The sequence below is a fragment of the Shimwellia blattae DSM 4481 = NBRC 105725 genome (assembly GCF_000262305.1).
Lineage (GTDB): Bacteria > Pseudomonadota > Gammaproteobacteria > Enterobacterales > Enterobacteriaceae > Shimwellia > Shimwellia blattae.
On sequence record NC_017910.1, the window covers coordinates 476,296 to 499,020 of the forward strand.

At 53.6% G+C, this 22,725-nt stretch carries 18 protein-coding genes; 13 read left to right on the forward strand and 5 right to left on the reverse strand.

Going from position 1 to position 22,725, the window contains the following annotated elements; translation table 11 throughout:
* Positions 1 to 1,137: a 23S rRNA (guanine(1835)-N(2))-methyltransferase RlmG gene (gene rlmG / locus EBL_RS02270; protein ID WP_002441878.1), complete on the forward strand. Its 1,137-nt coding sequence runs from the start codon at positions 1 to 3 to the stop codon at positions 1,135 to 1,137.
* On the opposite strand, the gene EBL_RS02275 is transcribed toward rlmG, so the two are convergent.
* Positions 1,134 to 3,152 (reverse strand): NADPH-dependent 2,4-dienoyl-CoA reductase, encoded by a 2,019-nt coding sequence (locus EBL_RS02275; protein ID WP_002441876.1) that lies wholly within the window; start codon positions 3,150 to 3,152, stop codon positions 1,134 to 1,136. The two genes, rlmG and EBL_RS02275, sit on opposite strands and share 4 nt — an antisense overlap.
* A gap of 173 nt (positions 3,153 to 3,325) precedes the next feature.
* Entirely contained in the window at positions 3,326 to 4,723 is a 1,398-nt protein-coding gene (gene ygjG, locus EBL_RS02280; RefSeq protein WP_002441874.1) for a putrescine aminotransferase, read from the reverse strand.
* A 330-nt stretch (positions 4,724 to 5,053) separates the two neighbouring features.
* On the opposite strand from ygjG, the gene EBL_RS02285 reads away from it, so the two are divergent.
* Entirely contained in the window at positions 5,054 to 5,959 is a 906-nt protein-coding gene (locus tag EBL_RS02285) for a diguanylate cyclase (protein ID WP_002441872.1), read from the forward strand.
* A gap of 384 nt (positions 5,960 to 6,343) precedes the next feature.
* Entirely contained in the window at positions 6,344 to 7,123 is a 780-nt protein-coding gene (locus EBL_RS02290; RefSeq protein WP_002441871.1) for a siderophore-interacting protein, read from the forward strand.
* Positions 7,124 to 7,142: 19 nt separating this feature from the next.
* Here EBL_RS02290 and idi read toward each other — a convergent pair whose 3' ends face one another.
* The 3 genes from idi to EBL_RS02305 form a co-directional block, all read right to left on the reverse strand.
* Positions 7,143 to 7,730 carry an isopentenyl-diphosphate Delta-isomerase gene (gene idi / locus EBL_RS02295; RefSeq protein WP_002441869.1) on the reverse strand — a complete coding sequence of 196 codons (588 nt, stop codon included), beginning with the start codon at positions 7,728 to 7,730 and terminating at the stop codon, positions 7,143 to 7,145.
* A 169-nt stretch (positions 7,731 to 7,899) separates the two neighbouring features.
* Entirely contained in the window at positions 7,900 to 8,466 is a 567-nt protein-coding gene (locus tag EBL_RS02300) for a UbiX family flavin prenyltransferase (RefSeq protein WP_002441868.1), read from the reverse strand.
* Between the two features lie 12 nt (positions 8,467 to 8,478).
* Positions 8,479 to 9,966: a UbiD family decarboxylase gene (locus EBL_RS02305; protein ID WP_002441866.1), complete on the reverse strand. Its 1,488-nt coding sequence runs from the start codon at positions 9,964 to 9,966 to the stop codon at positions 8,479 to 8,481.
* Positions 9,967 to 10,083: 117 nt separating this feature from the next.
* Here EBL_RS02305 and EBL_RS02310 point away from each other — a divergent pair, with 117 nt between their 5' ends.
* From EBL_RS02310 to EBL_RS02345, 10 genes are all read left to right on the forward strand, one after another.
* On the forward strand, positions 10,084 to 10,992 hold the full coding sequence (locus EBL_RS02310) for a LysR family transcriptional regulator (protein ID WP_002441864.1): 909 nt from the start codon (positions 10,084 to 10,086) through the stop codon (positions 10,990 to 10,992).
* Between the two features lie 269 nt (positions 10,993 to 11,261).
* Entirely contained in the window at positions 11,262 to 12,578 is a 1,317-nt protein-coding gene (gene gntT / locus EBL_RS02315) for a gluconate transporter (protein ID WP_002441863.1), read from the forward strand.
* 961 nt (positions 12,579 to 13,539) lie between these two features.
* Positions 13,540 to 13,761, forward strand: a complete 222-nt coding sequence (locus EBL_RS20420; RefSeq protein ID WP_002441859.1) for a hypothetical protein — start codon at positions 13,540 to 13,542, stop codon at positions 13,759 to 13,761.
* A gap of 71 nt (positions 13,762 to 13,832) precedes the next feature.
* Entirely contained in the window at positions 13,833 to 14,474 is a 642-nt protein-coding gene (locus tag EBL_RS02320; RefSeq protein ID WP_002441857.1) for a YjbF family lipoprotein, read from the forward strand.
* Positions 14,474 to 15,217 (forward strand): capsule biosynthesis GfcC family protein, encoded by a 744-nt coding sequence (locus EBL_RS02325; RefSeq protein ID WP_014715762.1) that lies wholly within the window; start codon positions 14,474 to 14,476, stop codon positions 15,215 to 15,217. Before EBL_RS02320 ends, EBL_RS02325 begins: the two co-directional genes overlap by 1 nt.
* On the forward strand, positions 15,217 to 17,310 hold the full coding sequence (locus EBL_RS02330; RefSeq protein ID WP_002441852.1) for a YjbH domain-containing protein: 2,094 nt from the start codon (positions 15,217 to 15,219) through the stop codon (positions 17,308 to 17,310). The genes EBL_RS02325 and EBL_RS02330 overlap by 1 nt, the downstream gene beginning before the upstream one ends.
* Positions 17,311 to 17,559: 249 nt before the next feature.
* Entirely contained in the window at positions 17,560 to 18,204 is a 645-nt protein-coding gene (locus EBL_RS02335) for a phosphatase PAP2 family protein (protein ID WP_002441850.1), read from the forward strand.
* 751 nt (positions 18,205 to 18,955) lie between these two features.
* The gene (locus tag EBL_RS02340) at positions 18,956 to 20,101 is read left to right on the forward strand and encodes a polysaccharide export protein (RefSeq protein WP_002441848.1); all 1,146 of its coding nucleotides are present in this window, start codon (positions 18,956 to 18,958) and stop codon (positions 20,099 to 20,101) included.
* A gap of 4 nt (positions 20,102 to 20,105) precedes the next feature.
* Positions 20,106 to 20,540, forward strand: coding sequence for an arsenate reductase/protein-tyrosine-phosphatase family protein (locus EBL_RS19560; protein WP_169315008.1), 435 nt, complete (start codon positions 20,106 to 20,108; stop codon positions 20,538 to 20,540).
* Positions 20,541 to 20,558: 18 nt separating this feature from the next.
* Positions 20,559 to 22,724 carry a polysaccharide biosynthesis tyrosine autokinase gene (locus EBL_RS02345; protein WP_002441843.1) on the forward strand — a complete coding sequence of 722 codons (2,166 nt, stop codon included), beginning with the start codon at positions 20,559 to 20,561 and terminating at the stop codon, positions 22,722 to 22,724.
* Position 22,725 lies beyond the last annotated feature (1 nt).

Below are 22,725 nucleotides of genomic sequence, written 5' to 3' on the forward strand. Positions count from 1 at the left end.
ATGAGCCACGTTGATTTAGCCACGCAGTTTACGCTGCACCGTTTCCCGAAAATGAAAGAGGAGACCCCGCTCCAGGCATGGGAGGCGGCAGACGAGTATCTGTTGCAGCAACTGGAGGGCGAAACAGCGGCCAGCGGAGCGACCCTTATCTTTAATGACGCCTTCGGCGCCCTGACCTGTGCACTGCATCACCGCCATCCGTTCACGATTTCAGATTCGTGGATAGCGCAGGAAGCCGCCCGCCAGAACCTGGCGGCCAACCAGCTGGATGCCAGCCTGGTCACGTTTCAGGACTGTAGCGCACCGCTACCGGCGGCCCCGGCGCTGGTGATTATTAAACTGCCAAAACAGCTGGCCCTGCTGGAGCAGCAACTGCGCGCGTTACGCGCCGTCTGCACCCCGCAAACCCGGATCATTGCCGGGGCAAAAGCCCGGGATATTCACAGCTCAACCCTGGCGCTGTTTGAAAAAGTCCTCGGCCCGACCACCACCACGCTTGCCTGGAAAAAAGCCCGCCTGGTGAACTGCACCTTTAGCGCACCGGCGCTTAACGCCGTCAGCGCAGTGCAGAGCTGGCCGCTGGAAGGCACCGACTGGATAATCCACAACCAGGCGAATGTCTTTTCCCGCAGCAGCCTGGATATCGGGGCGCGAGTCTTCCTGCCCCAGTTGCCGGAAGGCATGGACGGTGAGCTGGTGGATCTGGGCTGTGGTAACGGGGTGATTGGCCTGGCGCTGCTGGCGCAGAACCCACAGGCCCGGGTGCTGTTTACGGATGAGTCATATATGGCGGTGGCCTCCAGCCGGATGAACGTGGAAAGCAACCTGCCGGATGCCCTGGCGCGCAGCGAGTTTATGGTGAATAACGCCCTTGCCGGGGTAGAGGCAGAGCGCTTCGACGCCATTTTATGTAACCCGCCATTCCACCAGTTGCACGCCATCACCGACCATATTGCCTGGCAGATGTTTACCGATGCCCGCCGTTGCCTGAAGTTTGGCGGCGAGTTGCGGATTGTCGGCAACCGCCACCTGGGCTACTACCAGAAACTGAAGAAAATCTTCGGCAACTGCACGACGCTGGCAACCGGCGGTAAGTTTGTGGTGCTCAGATCGGTGAAGATGCGTAAATCCCGCTAGAGCGCCATGCCCAGCAGGGTGCCCTGTTTGATGGCCCGCCGGGCATCCAGCCCGCTGGCGTCATCACAGCCGCCCGCCAGATGGGGCGTGATACCCAGGGCGGCCAGGGCGTCTGCCAGCTCCCGGCGCGGCTCCTGCCCGGCGCAAATAATCACATTATCCACCGCCAGCAACTGCGGCTGACCGTTGACGGTAATATGCAGCCCCGCATCGTCGATTCGCCGGTACTCCACGCCCGGCACCATGCGCACCCCGCGCGCCAGCAATGTGGTGCGGTGGATCCAGCCGGTGGTTTTCCCGAGCTCCTCGCCGGGCTTTCCGGCTTTGCGCTGTAGCATCACTATCTGGCGCGGGCTGGGCATATGCTCTGCCCCCCCTTGTGCCAGCCCGCCGGGCCGGGTGAGGGTGGTGTCTATCCCCCATTCCCGGGAAAAGGCCATGTTGTCCTGGCTGGTGAGGGGGCCGGACTGGCTCAGGTACATGGCAGTATCAAAGCCGATACCGCCACAGCCAATAATCGCCACCCGTTCACCTACCGGGTGCTTATCCCGCAGGACGTCAACATAGCTGAGCACACTGGGGTGATCGATCCCGTCAATCGGCGGGCGGCGCGGCGTGATCCCGGTCGCCAGTACCACTTCGTCGAACGGGGTCAGCTCACCGGCGGTGACCCAGTGATCCAGGCGCAGGGTGATCCCGAGCTGTGCGATCATTGCCCGGTAGTAGCGCAGGCTCTCGCTGAACTCCTCTTTGCCGGGGATCTGCATGGCGATAGTAAACTGCCCGCCCGGCTTGCTGGCGCCATCAAACAGGGTGACCCGGTGCCCGCGGGCGGCTGCGGTTACCGCACAGGCCAGCCCGGCAGGCCCCGCCCCGACAACGGCAATGTGCCTGGGTTGAGAGGCGGGCTGTTCCGGCATCAGGGTTTCGTGGCAGGCTCTGGGGTTGACCAGGCAGGAGGTTATTTTGCCCACGAAGATCCGGTCCAGGCAGGCCTGGTTACAGCCGATACAGGTATTGATCTGATCGGCCTGACCGCGGGCCGCTTTGGTGATCAGCGCCGGATCGGCGAGAAAAGGGCGCGCCATGGAGACCATATCCGCATCCCCGGCGGCGAGGATCTCTTCAGCCACTGCGGGATCGTTGATGCGGTTTGTGGTGATAAGTGGGATAGAGACAAACGGTTTTAGCGCGCGGGTGACCCAGCGGAATGCCCCCCGGGGCACCGGGGTGGCAATCGTGGGGATCCGCGCCTCATGCCAGCCGATACCGGTGTTAATAAGCGTAGCCCCCGCCTGCTCAATGGCCTGGGCCAGGCGGGCGGTTTCGCTCAGGGTATTTCCCTGCTCAACCAGATCCAGCATCGACAGGCGGTAGATAATAATAAAGTCATCACCGGCCCGCTGGCGCACGGCGCGCACGATATCGGTCGCAAAGCGCATCCGGTTGGTGAAATCGCCACCCCACTGATCGGTGCGCTGGTTGGTATGCAGGGTGAGGAATTCGTTAATCAGATAGCCTTCTGAGCCCATTATCTCCACCCCGTCGTAGCCCGCCTGGCGGGCCAGCGCGGCACAGGTGGCGAAGTCTTCGATAAGCTGCAGGATCTGCCCGCCGGTGAGCTCCCGGGGCACGAAGCGGTTGATCGGCGCCTGTAGCGGGGAAGGGGCCACCAGCTGCGGCTGGTAACTGTAGCGGCCGGTATGCAGGATCTGGAGCGCTATCTTACCGCCGGCGGCGTGCACTGCCCGGGTGATCACCTGGTGGTGGGGGATCTGGTCCGGGTGGTTAAACACCGCACCGCCCTGCATCCCCACCCCGCAGGGAGTGGGGGAGACACCGCCGGTGACAATCAGCGCCACATCGTGGCGGGCCCGCTCGGCGTAAAATGCCGCCAGGCGTTCAACGCCCTGGGGGTGCTCTTCCAGCCCGGTATGCATTGATCCCATTAATACGCGGTTTTTCAGGGTGGTGAAGCCGAGATCCAGCGGGGTAAACAGCAAGGGGTAGCTCATGGTGTCTCTTCCAGTGCATTTATTATTATGTGGTCGGATGAGTTACTAATTTAGCTGGCGCCGGGAAAAAGGGAAAAATCGTGACTGGCGAATGTGATGGGATTCAAAGAAGAAAATGACTGGCGGAAACGGACCGGGCACTGGTGCAGGAAAACGACCAGGCCCGGTCAGGATTATGGGTTGGCGACTGCCGCCGCCTCATTCTGCTGGGTAGCAAGACGAGACAGAGCCTGGCCTGCGGCATCCAGCACTTGCTGGCATTCCGCATCGCTCAGGGTGAGCGGGGGTTCAATACGAATGGTTTTCGCGTTATTCAGCGTACCGGCCACCAGCACCTGCTGGCGGAACATTTCGCTGGAGAACTGATAACCGATTTCGTTGTCGACAAACTCCAGTGCCATCAGCATGCCTTTACCGCGCACTTCGGCCACCAGCTGCGGGTAGCGGCTGGCCAGCTGGCGGAACCCGTTAAGCAGGAATTCACCTTTACGGGCCGCCTGGCCTGGCAGGTTTTCTTCCAGCAGAACGTGAATGGTCGCCAGTGCGGCCGCACACGCCAGCGGGTTACCCCCGAAGGTGGTGGTGTGCAGGAACGGGTTGTCAAACAGCACAGAGAACACCTCCTCTGTGGCAATTGTCGCCCCAATCGGCATCACCCCACCGCCCAGTGCTTTGGCAAGACACAGAATATCCGGCTGCACATTTTCATGCTCACAGGCGAACATTTTTCCGGTCCGGCCCATTCCGGTCTGTACTTCATCGAGGATCATTAACACCCCGAATTCATCGCACAGCTTACGCACGGCCGTCAGGTAGCCTTCCGGCGGCAGGATCACACCGCCTTCACCCTGGATAGGTTCAAGGATCACGGCGGCCACATCATCACCGGTTTTGCGGCATTCGCTGAACATGGTGCGCATGGCGTCAATGTCGCCGAACGGCACATGGCGGAAGCCCGGAAGTAGCGGCATAAATGGCTTACGGAAGGTGGATTTGGCCGTTGCGGACAAGGCCCCTAACGATTTGCCATGGAATGCGCCACTGGTGGCGATAAAGGTAAACTTACCTTTTGGCGCCTGACAGGCTTTCGCCATCTTCAGGGCCGCTTCGACAGATTCCGTACCGCTATTAGAGAAAAAGCAGTATTTCAGCTTACCGGGCGCCAGGGTTGCAAGGGTCTTGGCCAGCATCGCCCGTAGCGGGTCGAGTAGCTCCTGACTATGCAGCGGCTGCTTGGCAAGCTGATGTTTCACGGCGGAAACAACAGCTGGATTACGGTGCCCTACGTTGAAAATGCCAAATCCACCCAGGCAGTCAAGGAAGGATCTTCCCTGGGTGTCGACAAGCGTGTTGAGTCCCCCTGCTTGCCATTCTACGGCTCCGTAATCCCCGCCGGCGGTGACGGATTTTCGATATTCCAGAAATCCCGGATTTACGTGCTGCTGGAAGTAATCCCTGACTTCCCGGTTAAGTTCTTTCATCTCCTCGTGGTCAAGGGTGGATTTTTCAATAATGTTCAATGCATGCGCGGTACAGGCAAGAGCTGAGGCGCCAGAAGGTAATCTGTTCAAAATATGCTCCCGGAGATCGCGTATCTTATGATACGCATTAAGTATTGCAGGCTTTACGCCAGCCTGGCGGCGGCGGCGAAAATCGGGATTATTTGCTGCGTAAGTGTAAAATTTGTTATATGAATGCTAAACTGAAAGGATTTAAGCGGCTTTTATCCCAATGGGTGTTAATAATTTCCGGAAATAAGCGGCGGGCATGACAAAACGTGCGCACCGTAGCGGGGCATCTGCCTGTTACCGGTGTGCCGGGTTGTCGTCCATTGTGCAGGATAAGAATTTCTTCTATGGTTCCCCTACTGTTCCCGCGGGGAACCATATGGACATACCACAATGATAATGACGATCAGGGAAATTGATCAGGCAATTCTGGCGCTGAATAATGCGATTAAAAGCCATTATGCATGGACCGGCCATTTGCTTAGCCTCGCACTGCATGACTCCCGGGTTGATGAAACCCTGATGGATCCGTTATCTGAGCGGCGCTGCCAGTTTGGTGTCTGGCTGCATCAGCTGCACCAGTCGGTACAGGTGGAAGAGGGCCAGTTTATCAGCGATATTGATAACTACCACCACCAGATGCACGACCAGGCCCGGGTATTAACGCAGGCCATTATCAGCCAGACCGCCAGCCAGGCGATGATTGATAGTTATCTCACGGCCCAGAACCAGTTTATCCTCAGCCTGGACCGCTACAAAGAACAGCTCTTTTCACTGCGTAATTTACATGACGCCCTGACCGGGCTGCCCCTGCGCCATTTGCTGTATCAGCATTTTTCGTTATTTTACCGCCGGGCCCGGCAGCGCCAGCAGAAAATGTACATCATGATGATGGATCTCGACCGCTTTAAATCCATCAATGATACCTGGGGCCATAATGCCGGGGATGATGTGCTGCGGGCACTGGCCGGGATCCTCAAAGAGGGGAGCGGTGAGCCCCAGCATATTTATCGCTTTGGCGGCGAGGAGTTTGTGATGCTGCTGGCGGATGCCAGCGAGCAAGAGGCCTGTGCCCGCGGTGCTGCCCTGTGCGAGTATCTGGCCTGCCATCCGATTGCGATTGCCGGCCAGAATCTGCAGGTCACGATGACGGGCGGAATGGCATGTGTGGGGGAGAATGAGCTCCTGCATGATGTGATTGGCCGGGCAGATAAAGCGATGTACTACGGTAAGCATCACGGGCGCAACTGCTGTGTTTATTCGGATACTCACGGCGAGCTGACCAGGCTAACGCCCTGAGGCGGGCAGGCACCCGGCAACGTGGTGGGGGGATATGCCGGGCGCCGGGGTCTTCATTACCAGAAGACCTCTCCCATCCAGATGCAGGACAGCAGCCCCAGAATGGCGACGGTCCAGCAGGTTACCAGCATGGTGTGTTCAAAATGGTCGTGGTCAAAATAGGCTTTCATGGCAGGTCTCTCTCAGTAATCTCTGTTGATCACGTTTTACCCCTGAACCGGGTGAGCAGGTGTGATACAGATCTCACTTGATTATATTCATCATACAAATTGACTTGCTGATAACCTTCCGGTAGCAGGATAACGCACCGCATGGCTATTTTTAGTGACTAATAATCATTATCATTCTCTGTCAGGTATATCCGAATCATTAAGAGAGTGAAATATGGCCCAACCTTCTGCTGTTGTTCATTATCCGCGCCGGGTGCGTAACGAGCTGCGCTTTCGTCAGTTAACCGTATTGCGCTGTGAAGATATTGCCCCGGCGCTACGCCGCATTGTGCTGGGGGGGCCGGATCTGGACGGTTTCAGCAGCGACGGGTTTGACGATCACTGCAAGCTGTTTTTCCCGGCACCGGGCCAGGTACTGACCCCGCCGCAGGTTACGGAAAGCGGTATCGTCTGGCCGGGGGATGTGCGCCCGGCGGGCCGCGACTATACGCCGTTGTTTGACAGGGAGCGCCAGGAGCTGGCCTTTGACTTCTACCTGCATGATGCGGGTGTGGCCTGCCAGTGGGCCCGGGACGCGGTGCCGGGCGCGCCGCTGATTATTGGCGGGCCGCGCGGCTCACTGCTGGTGCCGGTTGAGTATCACTGGCAGCTGTATGTGTGTGATGAAAGCGGGCTGCCTGCATTGCGCCGCCGCCTGGAGACCATTGCCGCCAGTGGTCAGCGCCCGGCCGTCAGGGCGCTGGTCTCGCTGTATGATATGGCAAGCCAGGCGTATCTGGACGGGCTGGCGCCGTGGGCGGATATCAGCTGGTTTGCCGCCGGTGATGAGGCGTCGCTGGCAGAGCAACTGGCGCAGATAACAGTACCGGCACAGGACTATTTTGTGTGGATAACCGGCGAGGGCAAACAGGTGAAGCGCCTGAGTGCGCCGCTGGAAGCGCAGCTGGATCCTCAGTTATTACGGGCCGCCGCATACTGGCACATTAAACCGTAATCGCGCCGTTTACCGCGGCTCAGGCACCGGTCTGGCGTGACCAGGCGGGCCGGTTGCTTTTCAGCGCCTGAGCATACTGCAACAGCTGCTGGCGGGCAGGCGGGTGGCTGGCCTGGGAGACCATCCACGGGCTGAAGTAGTCCGGGTTACCGTCGATTTCACGCAGCGCTTCTTCTAAAGATATCCAGCGCCAGTCCATCACTTCATCTGCGCGGGGCTGTACCGGCATCTGGCTCAGGGCGGCATACACCGGGCAGATTTCGTTTTCCACTATCTGGCCTGTGTCGCGGGCCCGGTAGCGGAATGCGGGGTATACCGGCGCTATCTCTTCTACCGTCAGGCCGGTTTCATAGTGGCAGCGGCGGACAATCGCCTGTTCAAAGGTTTCCCCCTGTTGCGGGTGGCCGCAGACCGAGTTGGTCCATACCCCGGGCCAGGCGCGTTTGCTGCGGGCACGCCGGGTGATGAGCAGCTCCCCTTCCGGGTTAAAGATCCAGCAGGAGAACGCCAGGTGCAGCGGGGTATCCTGGTGGTGGACGGTGGCTTTATCCTGAATGCCGCAGGGGTTGCCCTGGGGATCCAGCAAAATGACATGTTCCGGGATCATAGGCGGTGTTGGCTCTGGCTAACTGGGCAGAAAACAGTGCCCAGTATATAACCGGGCAACCTGAAGTGCTAACCAACAAATGTGGTCCGTGACCACGACAATGGCATGATAAACAGTAACGCCGGGGCCATATTCGCGACAGGAAATACTTTAGCCCCGGCTGCCGGTATCAGGCGTTTTCGCCCCAGCGGGCGAGGGGTAAGTTGAGATCGAAAAGGTCCAGGGCGCGGGTGACACTGTGGGTAATCATCTCATCTGCATTTTGCGGGCGCTGGTAGAGCGCCGGTACGGGCGGAAAAATAACCGCCCCCATTTCTGTGGCCAGGGTCATATTGCGCAGGTGGCCCAGATTCAGGGGCGTTTCCCGGGCCATCAGCACTAGCCGGCGGCGCTCTTTGAGCACCACGTCGGCGGCACGGGTCAGCAGATTATCGGTCAGGCAGTGGGCGATAGACGCCAGAGAGCGCATGGAGCACGGGGCGACCAGCATCCCCATGGTTTTAAACGAGCCGCTGGAGATGGAGGCCCCGAGGTTGGCAATATCGTGCACCACATCTGCCAGGGCAATCACCTCTTCCATCCGGTAGTCTGTCTCCATCTGGCAGGTCTGGTATGCGCCGCGGGAGATAACCAGATGCACTTCCAGATCCAGCGGGCGCAGCAGTTCAAGCGCCCTGACGCCATACTGGAACCCGGATGCCCCGCTGATACCGACAATAATACGTTGCTGACTCATGGGTTCCCCCTGTTATTCGAAATCAGGCAGGAAGCGTTTAACGTCCACTTCCTTAAATGTAGACCGTTCAAAGTGCGTTTTCAGATGGAAAGGCACTGTACAGTCAAAAATGGTTTTGCAGGTCATCCCCTGCTGGGTTATGAACGGGCTGTATTCCGGCACCTGAGACGGATCCAGCGGATGGCAACGCACGCCCGGGATGGTTATTGTATCGATATCACCCTGGTAGCGGGTCTGCATGGCCCACAGCACATCATCGGTATCGAAAATATCCACATCTTCATCAACCAGGATAACGTGTTTCAGCTCCGGAAAGGCTGAAAACGCCAGCAGTGCGGCCTGGCGCTGGCGACCTTCATCATTTACGGATGATTTTTTAAACTGCATCACGGCCAGTAATTTACCACCCCCGGCGGAATGTGCGAATACATTCAGCAATTTACCCGGCATGGCGCGTTCGACCATATCCAGAATGCTGGCTTCTGTCGGGATCCCGGCCATATTAACGTGCTCTTCGCCAGGCCCGAGGGTGGTGCGCCAGATGGGATTAACCCGGTGGGTGACGGCTTTGACTTTAATGACCGGAATGGCGGCTTTTGCCTCACCGGTATAGCCCGGGAATTCCGGCATCGCGCGGCCCGTATGGGTGTTGATATCTTCCTGCATTCGCACGTCTGGCAGTAATTCGCCTTCAATGACGATCTCCGCGTGGGCGATGGCCTTTTCATTAATGGTCTTGCACTGCACCATTTCGACAGCGCGACCACGCAGGGCACCGGCAATGCTCAGCTCGTTAAAGCCCAGCGGTGTGGTGGGCGGCTCAAAGCAGGCGGCCACTTCAATTGCCGGATCCACTCCAATGCTGATGGAGATCGGTAACGCTTTGCCTGCGGCTTCGGCTTTGATGCGAAAGGCATCTATATGGCGCCCGGGTGTCAGCCACATGGTGAGCTCATCTTTGCTCTGCACGCATAAGCGGTGGATGGTGATATCGGATTCGTGGGTTTGCGGATCGGAGGCATAACACAGGCCCATGGTAATGTAGGGGCCGGCGTCTTCTTCGGTGTTGGTCGGGGCGGGCAGCAGTTTACGCAGGTCAAAATCCGGGTCTGTTGCCAGGTGAACCACTTCCTGACAAACCGCATTACCAGTGCTAACATCCACGGGCGCAATGGCATGTTTTACCGAGTCTTTCAGCAGAAAGCCGAGCTTTTCCGGGGCGCAGTTCAGAAAATGCCCCACGCGTTTACGGGAGCCATTCAGGCCAATTGCTACGTTGGTATTTCTGAAGCCTTTAATGTTGTGAAACACCATGGCCGGGCCATTTTTACGGGTCGGCCGCTGGCAAGTTCCCCCGGCGCCCACATACCGGTAAACCCCGGACAGCTCAGCGTGGGGGTCAACTTCAGTAAAGGTTTCCACGTACTCGCCGGGCAGTGTTTTCAGTAGCTCCAGCGCAGAGCGCAGGTCGTGAACGGGTATTTTATCTTTGTTTTTCATGATATTACCTGTATTTTCAGTATGCGTTTATGGTAGCCCACGGTGATTTTCCGGGCCAATACCGTTTTAGTGATAACCAGCAGATCAAAAAGATGATGCGACAGGCCAGGTGACCCTATGGATTTGAAGCGACTGCGTTATTTTTGCAAGGTGGTGGAGTCGGGCTCGATTACCCAGGCGGCAAAAGCGCTCAATATGGCCCAGCCCCCGCTGAGCAAGCGGATCCAGGAACTGGAAGAGGAGCTTGGTGTGGTGCTGTTTATCCGCACCGGTAACCGCATTGAACCCACAGAGGCGGGGTATCATTTGTATCGCCGGGCCTGTGAGCTCCTGCGCCAGACTGAAGACGCCGCCCGGGAGACCATCCGGATCGCTAATCGTGATGTGAAGGTGCTGCGTATTGGCCTGACGCACCTCTACCAGCGCTGGTTCAGGCCGCTGTTGCTGGCGCTGTATCAGCGGCACCCGGAGATGGAGCTCAGCATTGCCGTGTCGGATTCCAGTTATCTGGAGTCTCAGCTGAATGACGGGCTCCTTGATGTGGCGCTGATACAAAAGCCACAGCGCAGTGAGGGGCTGGATATCTACGCTTTTGAGCCCGTGCGGCTGGTGGCGGTTATCAGCAAAAAACTGTTAGCCCGGGCCGACAGCACCACAATGCCGTATCTGGCCCTTGGTCAGTACCCGCTGGCGTTACTGCACCGCGCCAAAGATGCGGGAACCTATGAGCAGCTTCTCGATCTGTTCCGTAAAGGGGGCGTTGAGCCGAAGGTGGCCATGCATGTTACCCAGCCGGAGGCGATCCTCGACTGGATCGAAAGCGGCCTGGCGGTGGCTACGTTGCTGCCGGTTTCTGAGGTGGCCTGCCGCTCACTGCATCACTGCCATGTGCTGGATGTGTTCCCGTCGCCCCAGGTCTTTTTTCCGGCAATGGTAAAAACGACCATTACCCCGCACATTCCTGAACTGATGACGCTCCTTTCTGAAGGATACCCGCCAGCGTTACAACCAGAGCCCGGCGCCTGAAATGTAAGCAACTTTTTGTGCTGGCAGATAATTTGACGGCTATCGCATTTCGCGAATATTCCCTGGCCGGGTGATTCTCTTTCCCGGGATGTTACCCGTATCATTATCGGGACGACATCAGGGTAATCATGACGGCCCGCAACAAGACGCGCCGCATCGCATTACCCCTCAATACTGTATGTCTATTTGCCATCCTTAAATATTGCCCTGAACCGGGCCGATTGCGGATGGTCAGGTTACCGATAACAAACTGAAGACCGGGATACATCATGCCACTCATTATCGTCGCACTTGGGGTTATCTTGCTGTTACTGCTGATGATCCGTTTCAAACTGAATGGGTTTATCGCCCTGATCCTTGTGGCCCTGGCTGTCGGGGTGCTCCAGGGGATGCCGGTAAACAAAGTTATTGCTTCTATTAAAGCCGGGGTGGGCGGAACGCTGGGCGGCCTGGCGCTGATCATGGGGTTCGGTGCCATGCTGGGCAAGCTCCTGGCAGACTGTGGCGGCGCACAGCGCATTGCCACCACCCTGATTGATAAATTTGGCCGTAAGTATATTCAGTGGGCCGTTGTGCTGACGGGCTTTACCGTGGGTTTTGCCCTGTTCTATGAGGTGGGGTTTGTGCTGCTGCTGCCGCTGGTGTTTACCATTGCGGCCTCTGCCCGTATTCCGCTGCTGTATGTGGGGGTGCCGATGGCGGCAGCCCTCTCGGTGACTCACGGCTTCCTGCCACCGCACCCGGGCCCGACGGCGATTGCGACTATCTTCCATGCGGATATGGGGAAAACCCTGCTGTACGGTACGGTGATGGCTATCCCGACGGTTATCCTCGCAGGGCCGGTATATGCCCGCTTCCTCAAAGGGATCGATAAGCCGGTGCCGGAAGGCATGTACAACGCGAAAACCTTCAGCGATGACGAAATGCCAAGTTTTGGCGTCAGCGTGTGGACCTCGCTGGTGCCGGTTATTCTGATGGCCCTGCGCGCGGTGGCGGAAATGACCCTGCCTTCCGGCCACTGGATCCTGCCCTATGCGGAGTTCTTCGGTGATCCGGTCATGGCAACCCTGATTGCGGTGCTCATTGCTATCTTCACCTTTGGCCTGAACCGCGGGCGCACCATGGATGAGATTGGCGACACCATTACCAGCTCTATCAAAATTATCGCCATGATGCTGCTGATCATCGGTGGCGGCGGCGCCTTTAAACAGGTGCTGGTAGACAGCGGGGTGGATAAATATATCGCCGGGCTGATGCAGGGCTCCAGCGTCTCTCCGCTGCTGATGGCCTGGTCGATTGCTGCGGTGCTGCGTATTGCGCTGGGCTCTGCCACCGTGGCGGCTATTACGGCGGGCGGTATTGCGGCCCCGCTGATTGCCACAACCGGTGTCAGCCCTGAGCTGATGGTGATTGCGGTTGGCTCCGGTAGCGTGATTTTCTCACACGTTAACGATCCGGGTTTCTGGCTGTTTAAAGAGTATTTTAACCTGACCATTGGCGAGACGATTAAGTCCTGGTCGATGCTGGAGACCATCATCTCCCTGTGTGGTCTGGTGGGCTGCCTGCTGCTGGGAATGGTAGTGTAATCCACCCGCTAGCGTGATCTGAATACGCCCTGCCGGTAACGGCGGGGCGTTTTGCTATCAGGGCTCGGGTCATCCGGCAGCGGCCATCACGGTGGAAAATGACTGCTTATTGTGCCAGGATTAATAAAATTAATATTTATGTAATAATAATAAGAGCTATTAATGTTTATCTGATTTTTGAGTATGGTGAGGATTGATACAATTTTCAGCCAGGAATAATGAATAAATACATCGGTGTTTTCGGGAATTATCTTGAAACTTGCATGCGGTAAGATTTATACCTGTGAATAAGGTTCATTGTTGTTAATCAGCATTAATGGTGCACAAAGATATCGGATACGTGGCGTAAAGTGGCCAGATGCCAGATAGAGTAGTGCGCAAACCAGTAATGCGCTCGGGAAATAGTCGAGACGGGGATCGTGTTACAGGTAGCGGCCTTAAGATCATTGGCAAATGCTGCACAGAGGTACAAAAATATCATCAGAATAACGAAATAATCTTAACTTATAGCATGCTTAAATAAATGTTGATAAGTAAAAATTAAATAATAACAATGTGAACTATTTTATCCTGAAGAGTAATATTTCTGCCGTCTGGACGAAATACTGCAGATCTGCGCTATAAAGGGGCGTCAACGTAACGGAACTACGTGTGGTTTACTCATGCGTCATTGGCTAATTTGCTGTTTTTTATCATAAAATTTTACGATACTGGCGTTATTTTTTCAGGATGCTTTATACCAACTCATTAGCCCATCATAACGAATTCATCTGACTGCTATAATGTTCTGTTAATCATCTAAAAAATAATGAGAGATTGGCTGAAACTCACTGGTATTCTAATAAATCCCTTAATTATCAATGGTATTTAAGATGACAAATAGGAAAAATCCCGAGGTTTATCCTTGAGTTATTTCCGTGCCTGTTGTAGGTTATTCCCTCATCCTTGATGAGGGGGAATTATGAAGAAGACCGTTTATGCATTAGCAATGCTGTTGGCTGGCGCGACATTTAGCGCGACTGCCGCAGAATCGCCGTCACAATTAAGTGATGGCGAAACGACGGCCGCCGTAGTGGGTGCAACCGCGCTGACAGTTGGTGCGGTTGCTTTACTGGTTGGCGGCGACGGCGGCGGTAGCAGCAATAGCAACAACAATACGTCTACCACGACGTCTACACGTTAATTTAAAAAAATAATTCATAACCACACGTAAGTGTGGTTATTTTCTTCCTCTTATTTTGCAGGGTGCTTCTGGTGCGCTATTTACTGTTGCTGCTTTGCCTGCCGCTTTTACAGGCATGTACGCCTTCCCAGCGGAGCATTAGCGACACATTTATGCAGGTCGTCTCCGGGCCGAAAGATGTGGCTGTCTCTGATGCACAAATTGCCCGTATTCCCTACGGCAGTATTTATTTAACTCTCCCGGGCACACCACGATTATTTGTTGCCGGTTATCAGGAGAATGGACTCGATCACTGGATAACCCGCGATCAGGTTGTATTTATTACTCAGAACGGGCGCTTGACCAGAACGGTGGGCTACCGGGATAACCTGCTGGAAATGACCAACCTGACGCAGGATCCGTTGCTGAACCCACGTAACTTACGGGACGGCGCCAGCTGGACACGCATTATGCGCTGGACAGAAAAGGGCAATCCGCTCTCTTCCACGGTAACTTCACGCTTTAGCCCCCGGGGCCAGCAGGTCCTGACGCTTGCCGGGAAATCCGTGGCCTGCCAGATCTGGCAGGAAGACGTCACCCTGGAGGCCACCGGGGATAGCTGGCAGAACCAGTTCTGGGTTGATTCGTTAACTGGCCAGGTGCGCCAGAGCCAGCAACATCTGGGGGCAGTTCTGCCTGTTGAAATCAGCCTTCTGAAGCCGACGACACCATAATGAAAATAATAACCACGCTACTTTGTGCAGCAGGGATAATGGCTGCTGCTTCTGCCCCGACATGGGGTGAGGGACGAGTCACAATTTATGGGCCGGGCAGTGACCATAGTCAGGTGCTCGATCAGGTTAAGGATCTGCGCCAGCTGGTGGCGGATCCGGCATTTGGGCCCTATCAGCCGGGGATGGTGATTGCCGTGCCTGCGGCAACCCGTAAAGCCCAGCAAGATAAACAGCAAACCCTGAGCCGCCTGCAGGCGTGGGCTGCCAGTGAAGATGGTGAGCGCGCTGCCGCTATTCGGCTGGTGGTGAATCAGCTGAGCCCGCTGAAGGTGACCGGGCGGCAGTTCGCGTCCCTGGATCCTGATTTCGTTAAAAATAACGATAAAGCAAACCGTGTGCTGTCCGGTGAATACGCGCTGTATCAGGCATCGGCCCCTGGTTCGGTATTGTTACTGGGCCCGGTTAGCGGGGCCGGGAAGCTGGTGTGGCAACCAGGGCGGCAGGTGAGTGAGTACTTATCTGGCCACGATTATTTAGCGGGTGCGGAACACAGCCAGGTAACGGTGATTGATCCTGATGGTGTGGTGCGCGTGGCGCCAGTGGATTACTGGAACCGCCGCCACGTAGAGCCCCAGCCGGGCAGCATCATTCTGGTGGGGTTCTCATCCTGGGCGCTGCCCGGGGATGGCGACGATCTCAACCAGCAGATCATTACCCTTTTGACTCACCGGATCCCTGACTGATGAAAAAACATTACCTGCTCAGCATCCTTGCCGCGTCTGTGGCCTGTGCCTGCCAGGCGATGGCGGCGGAAACCTACCCGGATCCGATTGGTCCATCCCAGTCTGATTTTGGCGGTGCCGGGCTTATGCAGACCCCGACGGCGCGTATCCCGAAAGAGGGGGAGTTCAGCGCCAACTACCGGAATAATGATCAATATCGTTTTTATTCGGTTTCCATGGCGTTGTTCCCGTGGCTGGAAACCACAGTGCGTTATACCGATGTGCGCACCCGTAATTACAGCAACGATCCCAGCTTCAGTGGTAACCAGACCTATAAAGATAAATCCTTCGATGTGAAGCTGCGTTTGTGGGAAGAAGGGCATTATTTACCCCAGATCGCGCTGGGCAAGCGTGATATTGGTGGTACAGGCCTGTTTGACAGTGAATACCTGGTGGCCAACAAAGCCTGGGGGCCGTTTGATTTCTCCCTCGGTATGGGCTGGGGCTATATTGGCAACAGTGGCAATATTACCAACCCGTTCTGCTCCTGGAAGGACAAGTATTGCCACCGGCCACAATCCCGTGAGACGGGTAATTTTAACCTTAGTGACTCCTTTAAAGGCCCGGCTGCGTTATTTGGCGGGGTGGAGTGGCAGACCCCGTGGCAACCTCTGCGCCTGAAGCTGGAATATGACGGCAACGACTATAAAGACGACTTTGCCGGCAAATTGTCCCAGAGCAGCCGCTGGAACTGGGGGGCGGTCTACCGCCTGGCGGACTGGATGGACGTGAACGCCAGCTATGAGCGCGGTAATACCTTTATGTTCGGTTTTACCCTGCGCACCAACTTTAATGATCTGCACAGCTACAAGAAAGATCCGGCACCGGAATATAATCCGCAAACCCAGCCACCGCACCTGGTGAATTACAGCCTTGCTGCAGGCCAGCTGTATGAGCTGCGCGATAGCGCCGGGCTGGCGGGCCCCCGGGTTGAGATCCTCGGGGATACCCTGAAGGCCAGCGGCCAGCAGGATAAATATCGCGACACCCAAAAAGGGGTGGATCGCGCCAATATCACGTTGCTTAACCAGATGCCGGCGAATGTGAATACCCTGGATGTTACTCAGTATCGTAACGGGATGCCACAGGTGACCACCCGCACTGACGCCAACAGCCTGCGCCAGCAGATTGAAGGCTACCCGCTGGGCCAGGAACAGCCGCTACGCCAGCAGCGTGTGGAGCCAGATACCCGCAAAGGGCAGGGATTCTTTATGGATAAAGATCGCCTGAATTACAGTCTTTCCCCGGTGCTGCGCCAGTCCGTTGGCGGGCCGGAAAACTTCTACATGTACCAGATTGGCGTTGTGGGCGATGTGAACTACTGGCTGACCGACCACTGGCTGGTGGACGGTAGTGTCTTCGTTAACATTGCCAACAACTATAACAAGTTTAACTATGACGGCGTGCCTCACGACTCGAGCCTGCCGCAGGTGCGCACGCATATTCGTCAGTATGTGGATAACGATGTCTACGTACAGACGCTGCAGACCAACTATATGCGTGCGCTGGGTAATGGCTTCTATGGCCAGATGTATGCCGGTTATCTGGAGATGATGTACGGCGGTGCCGGGGCGGAGCTGTTATATCGTCCGCTGGATGCCAACTGGGCAGTGGGCGTGGACGGCAACTACGTGAAGCAGCGTGACTGGGACAACATGATGAAGTTTACCGATTATCATGTTGCCACTGGCCACCTGACCGGCTACTGGCGGCCATGGTTTGCGGACGAGGTACTGGTGAAGCTGAGTGTCGGCCGTTATCTGGCGAAGGACAAAGGGGCAACTCTGGACATTTCCAAACGCTTCGACAGCGGCGTAGTGGTGGGGGCCTATGCAACCAAAACTAACGTTTCCAGCGACGAATACGGTGAAGGATCCTTTACCAAAGGCTTCTATATTTCGGTACCGCTGGATCTGATGACTACCCAGCCAACCCGCAGTATGCCGACCATTAGCTGGACACCGCTGACCCGGGACGGCGGCCAGATGCTGGATCGCCAGTATCGTCTGTACGACATGACCAGTGACCGGGATGTCCCGGTCAGCGAGCCATAAACCAGCGCAGCTACAAGGGATAATAAGGGAACATTATTATCCGGCGACGGTGCCGCCCCCGTGAACGGGCCGGCAACCACCGCTGGCGGCGTGTATTAGCAGAATATGCCGTTCTGTTACGGGTATAGGGAAATCACCCGGACTTACAGCATATTCTGACGGCAACTCTGGGCGGGGTTGTGTATTCTTGCGCTTCCCTCGCGGTATTGTCACTGGAGGGGCCCGTGGCTAGAGGGTGGAAAGAACATCATGAGTTGGTCTTCGGTTACATTTTTGGGCGACAGTACTTTGTTATTGCCCAGTGCAGCGCTGCTGTTTGTGGCGGCGTTGTTTTCGTCACGTCGTCAGGTTGCCTGGCAGTGGGCGCTGGCCTTTGGTGTAACCGGGGCGATAGTATGCAGTTCTAAACTGGCGTTTATGGGCTGGGGGATTGGTATCCGTGCGCTGGATTTTACCGGCTTTAGCGGCCATACCGCGCTTTCTGCCTGTTTCTGGCCGGTATTTTTGTGGCTGGTGTGCAGCCGGTTGTTGCCACGCTTTCGCCACCTGGGTGCTGTGCTGGGTTATGGGGTTGCCGCCACGGTGGGAATTTCCCGGTTGATGATCCACGTGCACTCCCCGGCGGAGGTGGTAGCCGGATTTGCCCTGGGATGCACCGCCAGCGCCGCCTTCTTGCTGTGGCAGCGGCGTGTTTCCCTGGCGTTGTTGTCCGGCCTGGGGCTGGCGGCGGCGCTGGTGGTTCCGATGGTTATCCTGACTACCGGCTCAAAGGCGCCCACACAGTCACTGCTGGAGAATATTGCCGTACAGTTGAGTAGCAAGGCCCGGCCCTATATCCGGGACGATCTGCACAACGGGCGTATTTCGTTGGGCGTACTTCGTTTTAACCAGTAGCTATTTAGCCAATGACCGGGAAATCGTGCCCTGTAAAGCACGTGGGTGAATAAGTTTATTACCACTGCGCATAGTCGAAACAATCAACAAAATCCATATAGCGCAGCGATAATAACTTTGCGGTAATTGTGCGCGGCGTGATGGCTTCATCATATTACCGGTAACATTGTCCTGCAATATTACTTTTCAGCCCAGATGAGGGGCGTATAGTGGCCCATTTCATCGCGCAACGGCTGGAGTAGCGGTAACTAAATAACGCCTGGGCCTGGATGGCCGGTGATTTATTATGCGAGGAACACGCAGCGTGCCTTATGCGTCCGCTGAGCTGTGCCCGCAATTCCCGGGGGAGGGTACTCACCCCGGCGATCCTGGAAAAAAATTCAACTGGTGTGGTGCAGTGGACAGGTAGCTGGTAAGCCTGGGGCGGTAGCGTACCTGTAACTCGATGGTCCGGGGATTATCTTTGACCATAAAGTGTCGTATCCTGCCCTGCCACGCCTTCTGAACTGGACAATATAGCAATCGTGTTGTGCGGTATTTTTGGCTGGTCTCCTGGGTGGGTTACCAGTATGTTAAATAATGTCGGCAGCAGACTGAGAGCAGTCGCGAAGTTGAAGGTGCTAAGCGGGTGAGTAGTGAACTGAACCATATTGTGGCGTACAGCGGACGTTGTGCGATTTTTCGGGCGGTGGCTTCTGGCACATGCATAGCAGCCAGAGCATTAATTAGAATGACAGATGGTGTGTGAACCATGGAAAAAAAATTAGTGAAACTGACTGCACTGGCACTGGCTGTGGGGTTGTTGAGTGGCTGTACCGTAGTGCCGGGGCAGGGGTTGAGTACTTCCGGGAAAGATGTAATACATCCTACGGACAGCGATTACGACATTGATAAGCTGGTTAACGTTTATCCGATGACACCTACGCTTTTAAATCAGTTGCGTCCGGCGAAGGTGATCTCCCAGGCGAATCCACAGCTGGATAATTTGCTGAAAACCTATCAATACCGCATTGGTGTGGGTGATGTGCTGATGGTCACCGTCTGGGATCATCCTGAGTTGACCACCCCGGCTGGTCAGTACCGTAGCGCCAGCGATACCGGTAACTGGGTCAATGCTGATGGCACCATGTTTTATCCCTACGTTGGCAAGATTCATGTTGCGGGGAAAACCATGGAAGAGGTGCGTGACATGCTGGCCGCTCGCTTAGCCACCTACATTGAAAGCCCGCAGGTAGATGTGAGTATTGCGGCATTCCGTTCCCAGAAAGTTTATGTGACCGGTGAGGTGGCAAAATCTGGTCAGCAGTCGATTACCAATATTCCGCTCACCATTCTGGACGCGGTCAATGCCGCAGGCGGACTTTCTGCCGATGCGGACTGGCGTAATGTGGTGCTGACCCATAACGGTAAGGACAGCAAAATCTCCCTGCAGGCATTAATGCAAAAGGGTGATTTAACGCAGAATAAACTGTTGTACCCGGGCGATATTTTATATGTTCCGCGCAATGATGATCTGAAAGTGTTTGTGATGGGCGAAGTGACCAAACAGAGCACCCTGAAGATGGATCGCAGTGGTATGACGTTAGCTGAGGCTTTGGGAAATGCTGAGGGTATTTCACAGTCCATGTCTGATGCATCAGGTATTTTTGTTATTCGCCCATTAAGAAAAAATGGTACAGGTAGTCATATGGGTAAAATTGCAAATGTGTATCAGTTAAATGCTAAAGATACATCAGCAATGGTCATGGGTACAGAATTTGAATTAGAACCATACGATATTGTTTATGTCACAACAGTCCCTCTGATTCGCTGGAATAGAGTTATTTCACAATTGCTCCCGACTATTACGGGGGTACATGATGTGGTTGAGACGACTCGCTATATTCGTAACTGGTAAAATGATGATTAAATCAATATTAGTGATTTGTACCGGAAATATCTGTCGCTCACCAATAGCGGAAAGGTTATTACGTCAATCCTTACCAGATAAGATAGTTGATTCTGCTGGAGTAGGAGCATTAGTTGATAAACCGGCCGATGACTCTGCTATCAAAGTTGCTTCAAAAAATAAACTATCATTAGATGGTCATAGGGGGAAACAATTTACTTCTACCTTGGGTAGAAAGTATGAGCTGATTTTGGTCATGGAGTCATCACAATTAGAGGAAATAACCCGTATCTCACCTGAGTCTCGGGGGAAAACAATGTTGCTCGGGCATTGGATGGGTGCTAAAGAAATACCAGATCCGTATAGACGAAGCGATGAAGCCTTTGAGTCTGTTTATAAATTAATTGACCAAGCTTGTCAGATGTGGATAAAAAAGCTGGTTGGATAATCATCAGGGATATAATGCATGATATTAGAAGCCATTAATAATAAATCATCTTCAGACAACGATGAACTGGACCTTAAACGTTTAGTCGGGGAGTTGATAGATTTTAGAAAATTAATAATATCAATAACAGCTGGGTGTACGGTTTTTGCCGTTTTGTATGCACTTTTGGCAACTCCGATATATCAGGCTGACGCATTGATACAGGTAGAGCAAAGACAAGGGAATGCAATACTGAATAGTCTTAGTCAAATGCTACCTGATGGGCAGCCACAATCTGCACCTGAAATAGCTCTCTTGCAGTCAAGAATGATTTTAGGTAAAACAGTTGATAATTTGAACTTGCAAGCGAAGGTTGAACAAGATTATTTTCCATTAGTCGGTCGGGGATTGGCAAGGTTGTTGGGAGAAAAAGATGGGCAGCTAGCTGTAACACATCTATTTATCCCCAAAGACAAGGACGGTAAACAAAAAATCAAAATAAAAGTAATTGATGAAACTAATTATGAAGCATATTACAATGATATTTCTATTAAAGGTAAAGTTAATCAGTTATTAGATGGGCATGGTATCTCATTATTTATTGCAAATATCGATGCTGCACCCGGTAGTAAATTTATAATTACCTATATTAATCGATTGCAAGCGATTACAAATTTGGTTGATACATTTACTGTTGAGGATCAGGGGAAAAATACAGGTATACTATCACTAGGCCTTACAGGAGATAATCCTGATTTAATTGTTAAGATTCTAGATAGCATTAGCCAGAATTATCTGGCACAAAACGTGGCCAGACAAGCAGCGCAAGATGCTAAAAGTTTAGATTTTCTTAATCAGCAGTTACCAAAGGTACGCACTGATTTAGATGTGGCGGAAGATAAGCTTAACTCTTATCGTAAACAACAAGATTCAGTTGATTTAACTATGGAGGCTAAATCAGTTCTTGATCAGATCGTTAACGTTGATAATCAGTTAAATCAATTAACATTCAGAGAAGCCGAAATATCTCAGCTATATACTCATGAACATCCTACATATAAGGCTTTAATAGAAAAAAGGCAGACTCTGCAACAAGAAAAGGTCAAGCTGAATAAACGTGTTAGTTCAATGCCTTCAACCCAGCAGCAGGTATTAAAACTTAGTCGGGATGTCGAATCAGGAAGAGCCGTTTATTTACAATTGTTAAATCGTCAGCAAGAGCTGAATATTGCGAAATCAAGTGCTATCGGTAATGTCAGGATTATAGATAATGCAATATCTCAACTTTCACCAGTCAAACCTAAAAAAACGGTTGTTATACTAGCTGGGTTTGTGATTGGACTATTTATATCAGTTGGTATTGTTTTTCTCAGAGTATTTTTACGTCGAGGAATTGAATCTCCAGAACAGTTAGAGGAAATAGGAATTAATGTTTATGCAAGTATTCCTGTGTCTGAGGCTCTGGAAAAAGAGAATAAACGCGCAGGTTCTAATAAGAGGCAAGAGAGCGATAAGTTATTATCCATTGAAAATCCAGCTGATTTAGCAGTAGAAGCAATTCGTAGCTTAAGAACTAGTTTGCATTTTGCTATGATGGAGGCAAAAAATAATATACTAATGATTTCTGGCTCTAGCCCAAATGCGGGGAAAACATTTGTAAGTAGTAATTTAGCTGTAGTAATGGCTCAGAGTGGGAAAAAAGTGATTTTTATTGATGCTGATATGAGGAAAGGTTACACTCATAAGTTATTTGGTAATTCTTCCTTAGGTAAAGGACTGTCAGATATTCTTGCAGGAAAAGCATCGATAGATGATGCAATATTTTCTGGAGGAAGTGTTGGGGTTGATTATATCTCTCGCGGTCAGATACCTCCAAATCCATCTGAGCTTTTGATGCATCCTCGATTTGAAAAACTTTTGAGTGACGTAGCAAAAAAATATGATTTAGTTATTATTGATACTCCACCAATATTAGCTGTTACAGATGCGGCAATAATTGGTCGCTATGTTGGAACTTCGTTAGTAGTCGCTCGTTTTGGAAAGGATACTACAAAAGAAATCGCAGTAAGTATTAAAAGGTTTGAGCAGTCAGGGACTGTGGTTAAAGGATGTATTCTGAACGGGGTAGTAAAAAAAGCAAGTAGCTATTATGGCTATGGATATAATCACTACGGCTACTCATATCCAACTTCAGATAAGAAATAAT